The sequence below is a fragment of the Ruania alkalisoli genome (assembly GCF_014960965.1).
Taxonomy (GTDB): Bacteria; Actinomycetota; Actinomycetes; order Actinomycetales; family Beutenbergiaceae; genus Ruania; species Ruania alkalisoli.
This window is the reverse complement of sequence record NZ_CP063169.1, coordinates 4442696-4448695: the sequence shown is the minus strand read 5'-3', so window position 1 is coordinate 4448695 and position 6000 is coordinate 4442696. Positions and strand designations below refer to the sequence as shown.

At 64.2% G+C, this 6000-nt stretch carries 6 protein-coding genes; all 6 read left to right on the top strand.

Annotated elements, in window-relative coordinates; translation table 11 throughout:
* The first annotated feature begins 175 nt into the window (after positions 1–175).
* From rpmH to rsmG, 6 genes are read left to right on the top strand one after another with little or no spacing between them, the layout of a single operon-like run.
* A complete protein-coding gene (gene rpmH / locus IM660_RS19700) occupies positions 176–313 on the top strand; it encodes a 50S ribosomal protein L34 (RefSeq protein WP_159618791.1) in 138 nt (45 codons plus the stop codon).
* A gap of 11 nt (positions 314–324) precedes the next feature.
* A complete protein-coding gene (gene rnpA / locus IM660_RS19695) occupies positions 325–678 on the top strand; it encodes a ribonuclease P protein component (RefSeq protein ID WP_193497432.1) in 354 nt (117 codons plus the stop codon).
* The gene (gene yidD, locus IM660_RS19690; RefSeq protein ID WP_193497431.1) at positions 675–1028 is read left to right on the top strand and encodes a membrane protein insertion efficiency factor YidD; all 354 of its coding nucleotides are present in this window, start codon (positions 675–677) and stop codon (positions 1026–1028) included. The genes rnpA and yidD overlap by 4 nt, the downstream gene beginning before the upstream one ends.
* Positions 1029–1049: 21 nt before the next feature.
* Positions 1050–2075 carry a membrane protein insertase YidC gene (gene yidC, locus IM660_RS19685; RefSeq protein ID WP_193497430.1) on the top strand — a complete coding sequence of 342 codons (1026 nt, stop codon included), beginning with the start codon at positions 1050–1052 and terminating at the stop codon, positions 2073–2075.
* Between the two features lie 44 nt (positions 2076–2119).
* Positions 2120–2620 carry a Jag family protein gene (locus IM660_RS19680; protein WP_193497429.1) on the top strand — a complete coding sequence of 167 codons (501 nt, stop codon included), beginning with the start codon at positions 2120–2122 and terminating at the stop codon, positions 2618–2620.
* Between the two features lie 7 nt (positions 2621–2627).
* A complete protein-coding gene (gene rsmG / locus IM660_RS19675; RefSeq protein ID WP_193497428.1) occupies positions 2628–3269 on the top strand; it encodes a 16S rRNA (guanine(527)-N(7))-methyltransferase RsmG in 642 nt (213 codons plus the stop codon).
* Positions 3270–6000: the final 2731 nt, after the last annotated feature.

Genomic DNA, 6000 nt, shown 5'->3' with positions numbered 1-6000 from the left:
GTTTGACCGCCATGTCAAGGCTCGCGTACCGTAGTGCGGTCGAGTGGATCGAGGTAGGTCCTGGGGGTGCCCGGGTCTTGCCGGGTCACGGGAAGAGGATTCCCGGCTCGCGGTTCACCAGCGTCTTGCGCCACTGCGGTGGTTGCACACTTCCCGACATCTTTGGAGTCTTCCCGTGAGCAAGCGGACTTTCCAGCCGAACAACCGGCGCCGAGCCAAGGTGCACGGCTTCCGACTGCGTATGCGCACCCGTGCCGGGCGTGCGATCGTGGCGGCACGCCGTCGCAAGGGCCGCTCCGAACTGACTGCCTGAGACGGGCTGCCGTGCTTCCGGCGCGGCACCGGATGCGTGCGGCCAGCGAGTTTGGCGCGACTATCCGCGCCGGGTCACGCAGCAGTTCCCGCCGGGTGGTCGTGCACTACACCTCAGGATCCACCCGAGCCGATGCGGCTCGGGTGGGTTTTGTCGTGTCCAAAGCCGTTGGCGGAGCCGTGGAGCGCAACTACGTCAAGCGCCGGTTGCGTGCGGCGATGAGCGAGATGGTGCGGGAGCTGCCCGACGGCAGTTGTGTCGTGGTACGTGCGCTTCCAGCGGCCCAGGGTGCTGCATTCGTTAGTCTGCGGGATGACCTGTCCGATGCCTTGGCACGAGCGAAGCGTCGCGAGGCAGGGCGATGACAGCGTTATCGCGCCTCGGCCGTCCGCTCACCACGGTGTTGGTCGGTGCGGTGCGGGGCTATCAGCTCATCGTCTCGCCGTGGTTCGCCCCGACGTGCCGCTACTACCCGAGCTGCTCGGCGTACGCCATCGGGGCGTTACGTCGGCATGGTCCGGTGAAGGGTGTGCTGCTGAGCGCGTGGCGCCTGGTGCGGTGCAACCCGTGGAGTCACGGTGGTGTGGATCCGGTACCGGAGCACGGGCGGTGGCGCGCCCTCACGCCCGAGCAGGCGGAGGTTCGTGCCGAGAGCGCCAAGGCCGTACCCTCGACTTCAGACGTTCCCATCCAGCACCCGCATCTGCGGATCTGACCAGGAGAGACCCCGGAGTTCATGGACTTCTTCGACACTGTGCTGTGGCCACTCATGGTCGCAGTGGCCTGGATCATGGTGCGTGCGCACGATGTGCTCACCTTCATCGGCATGGACCCGGCCGGAGGCTGGACCTGGCTGCTCTCGATCGTGGCGCTCGTGATCGTGATCCGGATCCTGCTGATTCCGTTGTTCGTGCGCCAGATCAAGGCTTCGCGCGGTATGCAGCTTGTGCAGCCAGAGATCCAGAAACTGCAGAAGAAGTACAAGGGGAAGACGGATCCGGCATCACGTCAGGCCATGCAGCAGGAGATGATGGCCATCTACCGGGAGGCGGGGACGTCGCCGTTTGCCTCCTGCCTGCCGATCCTGGCGCAGATGCCGATCTTCTTCTCGCTCTACCGCGTGCTGATTTCACTGTCGACCCTCGCCACGGGCAACTACGAGCGTGCTGACAGCATCGGGCCGTTGACTCAGGCGCTTGCACAACAGGCGGAAGGGTCGGAGATTTTCGGGGCGTCTCTGTCCTCGACTTTCATGGACGACGGAGCTACGTGGTCGGTGCGACTGGTGACCGCCGTCCTCATCCTGTTGATGAGTGCGACGACGTTGTTCACTCAGCGTCAGCTGACGATGAAGAACATGCCCGCCTCGGCGCTGGATAATCCGATGGCACGCCAGCAGCGGATGTTGATGTACATCTTCCCGCTGATCTTCATTTTCGTCGGCGTGAACTTCCCGATCGGTGTGCTGATCTATTGGTCCACCTCGAACCTGTGGACGATGGGGCAGCAGTTCTTCGTGATCCGGAACTCTCCGGCGCCGGGATCTGAAGCCGAGAAGAAGTACCTGGAACGCAAGGCGAAGCGTGCGAAGCGACGCGGCCGTTCGCTCGAGGACTCTGATCATGAGGTGCCGGAGGTCGAGAGCTCGGAGGGGGAGCAGGCCGGGGGCCAGCGCCATCAGCCGAAGCGGAATACGCCGCGGTCCAAGAGGAAACCTGGTAGCAGCGACGGGACAACGTCGCCGGAGCCCAACGAGAACTGAGCGGTGAGCCGACGTGTTGCGGCTCTGGGAGAGAGGCTGAAGTGATGAACGAGACGTCGGTGACAACGGATGGTCGGTCTGTCCTCGAAGAGGAGGGCGAGATTGCTGCCGACTATCTGGAAGAGCTTCTCGATATCGCTGATCTGGACGGAGACATCGACATCGACGTCGATCACGATCGGCCGGCGCTGGCGATCGTGGCCGAGGAAGACTCGGACGGCCTTCGGCCTCTTGTGGGAAAGAAGGGTGAGGTGCTGGAAGCGTTGCAGGAGCTCACTCGTCTCGCTGTACAGACCAAGACCGGCAACCGCAGCCGGCTCATGCTCGATGTGGCCGGGTACCGTCAGGAGCGAAAGGCGGTCCTGACCTCCCTGGCGGAGGAAGCCATCGCGAAGGCCGAGGCTGATGGCCAGGATGTGGCTCTTGCTGCGATGAACCCGTTCGAACGCAAGATCGTTCACGACGTCGTGGCAGGTGCGGGCTTGGTGAGCGATTCGGAAGGCGTGGAGCCGAACCGGCACGTTGTGGTCCGCGCCGGTTCGTGAGGCGCAGGTGACGCAGGAGCAGGGGCCGGTTGCCGTTGACGATGCGCGCAGCAGGGAGGTTCTGGGCCTGGCGTGGGGTGCGGTAGCGCATTTCGCGGAGATGCTCGCGGACCAGGGTGAGCTGCGAGGGCTGATTGGTCCGCGCGAGTTGCCACGGCTGTGGACTCGTCACGTCTTGAACTCGGCCGTCGTGGCACGCTTCCTCCCGGAGGAGGGATCGCTAGCAGACGTCGGAAGCGGGGCGGGTCTGCCGGGAGTGGTTCTGGCTGCGATGCGTCCCGAGCTCGAAGTGCACCTCATTGAACCGATGGAGCGTCGGGTCAGTTGGTTGCTGGAGGTGCGGGAAGAGCTCGATCTCGACAATGTGGAGATTCACCACTGCCGTGCTGAGGAGCTCCACGGCAAGCTCAGGGTCTCGGCAGTGACGGCCCGTGCGGTTGCGGCGCTAGACAAGCTGGCCCGCATGACGATGCCATTGGTCGAGCCCGGAGGAGTGCTACTAGCGCAGAAGGGTCGGCGTGCAGAGGATGAAGTCGCTCAGGCTGAGCGGGTGCTGGCACGCCTCGGCGGCGATCAGGTGACAGTCCATCAGATCGATCTGTTGGGTGATGGTGAGGTCACGAGGGTCGTGAAGGTTCATCGCGCCTAGAACGGACGTTCTAAGTACCTTGACGCTGATTCCAGCGTGGCGGTGGGTGCGCTGTTGAGAAGGCGAGTTCTAGATCTTGGCGAATCTGACGGCGCTCGTCGTCGAAACTGCGGCAAGCTCGGAGCGGGGCGTGTACAGTGCCGGGCGCGTATGGAGCACTCGCCCGCGGTGGCGCGAGGACGATTGTCGCTGGACCACTAGGTTGCCCAGATCGTGATGTTTCACGTGGAACTGCTCGGGCGGTCGGGTCGCTGACCTCGGTGGCTCAGTTCGGCCAGATCCGGTCCCGGCTCAGAACGGGGTCCGGCGTGTCCGCGTGTTCGCTGCAGGATCGCCAGATGTCTGTGTCCGTGGGCGCGGCGGCTGAAAGATCGGTGTTGATGGTGACGCTGTCGTGGAGTAGGTGCGGCACCGTGCAGTTGTAGTCGGTAAGGCGACCGATGCGATCAGGCGTAGGTATGCCGCCACGCGTGGACAATGGGGTGGCCTCGGCGTGTACAGGGTTGCGGCGTATCGCGACTGTGCCGGGTTCACGCGGCACCGCCGCTCGGATGGTAGGGATCCGGAACGCAGAACGATAGCGTCCTAGGCGACCTCGGTTCGAGTGCTGCCGAGTGTCATGTTGCTATCCATGGGGAACTGATGGGAAGCGATAGTTGATGTACGGGCTGAAGTAGATCGACGTCACCGAGAGGAGGGGTGGAAGTAGAGCCCGTGGCCGTGTTCGGAAGGGGTCGTGTGTGTGAACCGGCGCCGTGACGAGCTGGGTGGACATGGCCGCGCCGGTGAAGATCTGGTGACTGGTGAGTGCAGCTCGCGGTCTCCCCCGGTGGTCACTAGACGGTATGTATCGCGGAGGCTGTTTCGGAGCGTGGCGTATGCGCCGGGCTGCGGGTGGTAGGCGGCACCTCGGTGCCGACGACTTCTTGGGTGTCTCCGTGGGAGGACACCTCACGCGGTGATGTTTCACGTGGAGCATGAGGGAAGGTTGTCATTGGTCTCCGCCGCGTCTCTGGCGCGCGGTCGATGATGTATGCCGGTCCCGTGTTGCCAGTTCCATGGCAGCCGCACCTACATCGACCTGAGCCATGGCTCCCGGACTGTGTCTTGCGGTTCGATCTCTGTGGGACTCCTGCGTGCGAGACCGTGACTAGCGGAATTGCGATTGCTGGGTGGTGCTCGGCGCTGGCTTCGCTCGCGTCGTCCCGCTACGGGCGCAGCTCCACGTTGGCGCTACGGTCATGCGGGGTCAATGCGCTCTGATGCGGTGCACACACTGGTGAGCCTAACGCTGCGCGAGACGGAGGGAAGTGCTGGGTGCGCTGCCCCTACGGTCGGGTCGTGGGTCGGAGGCGCCGTGGAGCGTGGACGGTTCTAGCACCAGGCATTGTTGGCGGGCGACATCACCTGTGGTGTTTCACGTGGAACGACGTCGCCTCAGCGCCGGGGCTGAAGCGATGGGGAGGAACTGATCACGAAGCATCCGCGACATCGTGGACTAGGGCGGGAGCGGGACCCTGTTCCGTGCTCACCAGCGAGAGAGCTTGTCGGTACGGTGTTGAGCCCGAATGACTCGCGACCTCGAGACAACGCGCGGCAGACATCGACACCAGAGGCGAATGGCGTCTTGGGATGGGCGGGTGCGACTGACGTGGCGTGGGAGAGCCTGGACGCGGGGTGTTTCACGTGGAACATCAGCGTGGATCGACACCATGTCGAGCCACTGGGCGGTTGCGGACCAGCTGGAATCGCCTGGGCCGGTGATAGTAGCCGTCTGCGTGTATGGATGGAATGCGTGGAACACATTGTCGCCTACCACCTGGCTGAAGGCGCTCTCGCCACGAGGGCGGTAGAGGCTTCACGTGGAACAGGGGGCCGGCGTGGGTATCTGCCGGATTGATGTGAGAGGACATGGTGGCGACATTCCGTCCCTGCGTGGCGCGGTTCGTTCGGGATGCTCACTGGCGCGGATTGTGCGCGGCCAGCTCCCGCCAACGATGAGGCCGCCGCGCGGTGTCTCGTGCCATGACCAGCCCATCGGTGGACGTGGCTATTGCTGTACCTCGAGCGGCGCGTGATGCACTGTCCAATTGATCTGCTCGCCCTCGGCCCGCGGACAGTCCGCGCCGAACGAGACATGTGGCGGAGTCGCTGTGCGTCGAACTGCTCGAGCGCATGTCGCTGCCATTCGCGGTTGCTTGGTGGTCCATGGGTGGGGACATGCCGAGGCACCTACGTGTTTCACGTGGAACGTCCCGTGGAGGAGCCTGAACGCTCTGGGGTCCGGCGCCGCGGCTCAGTGCCCGGGGCGGATGATAGAGAATGACGCGGCATGGACATCCGTGACCCGTGGTCTGTGCGCGCTGCTGCGAGTCATGTACTGATGCCCCACCGCGAACCTCCTCGGTCCACCATGCGGAGTCTCGGGTGTAACCCGCGCTTGCTGGCCGACGGTCTAGGAAGGACCGACACGGGGTGTGTTTCACGTGGAACATGGACATGAGGCGTATCCGCAGCACACACGGGGGTGGCGTGTGTCCGCCGTGGTGGCCGGGGTCTTCACATGAAGCGATGGCTGCTACCGCTGAGGCATACATGGTGCCCACGCGACATGTCGCGCTTCCAGGCACCGTTCCGCTGCGTGGAGGACGTACTCGGCTAGTCACGCGGCGAAGTCGTGGCGGTACGGGGATCGCTGTCTGAGAATGCACCGTGCGGACCTCCCTTGTCC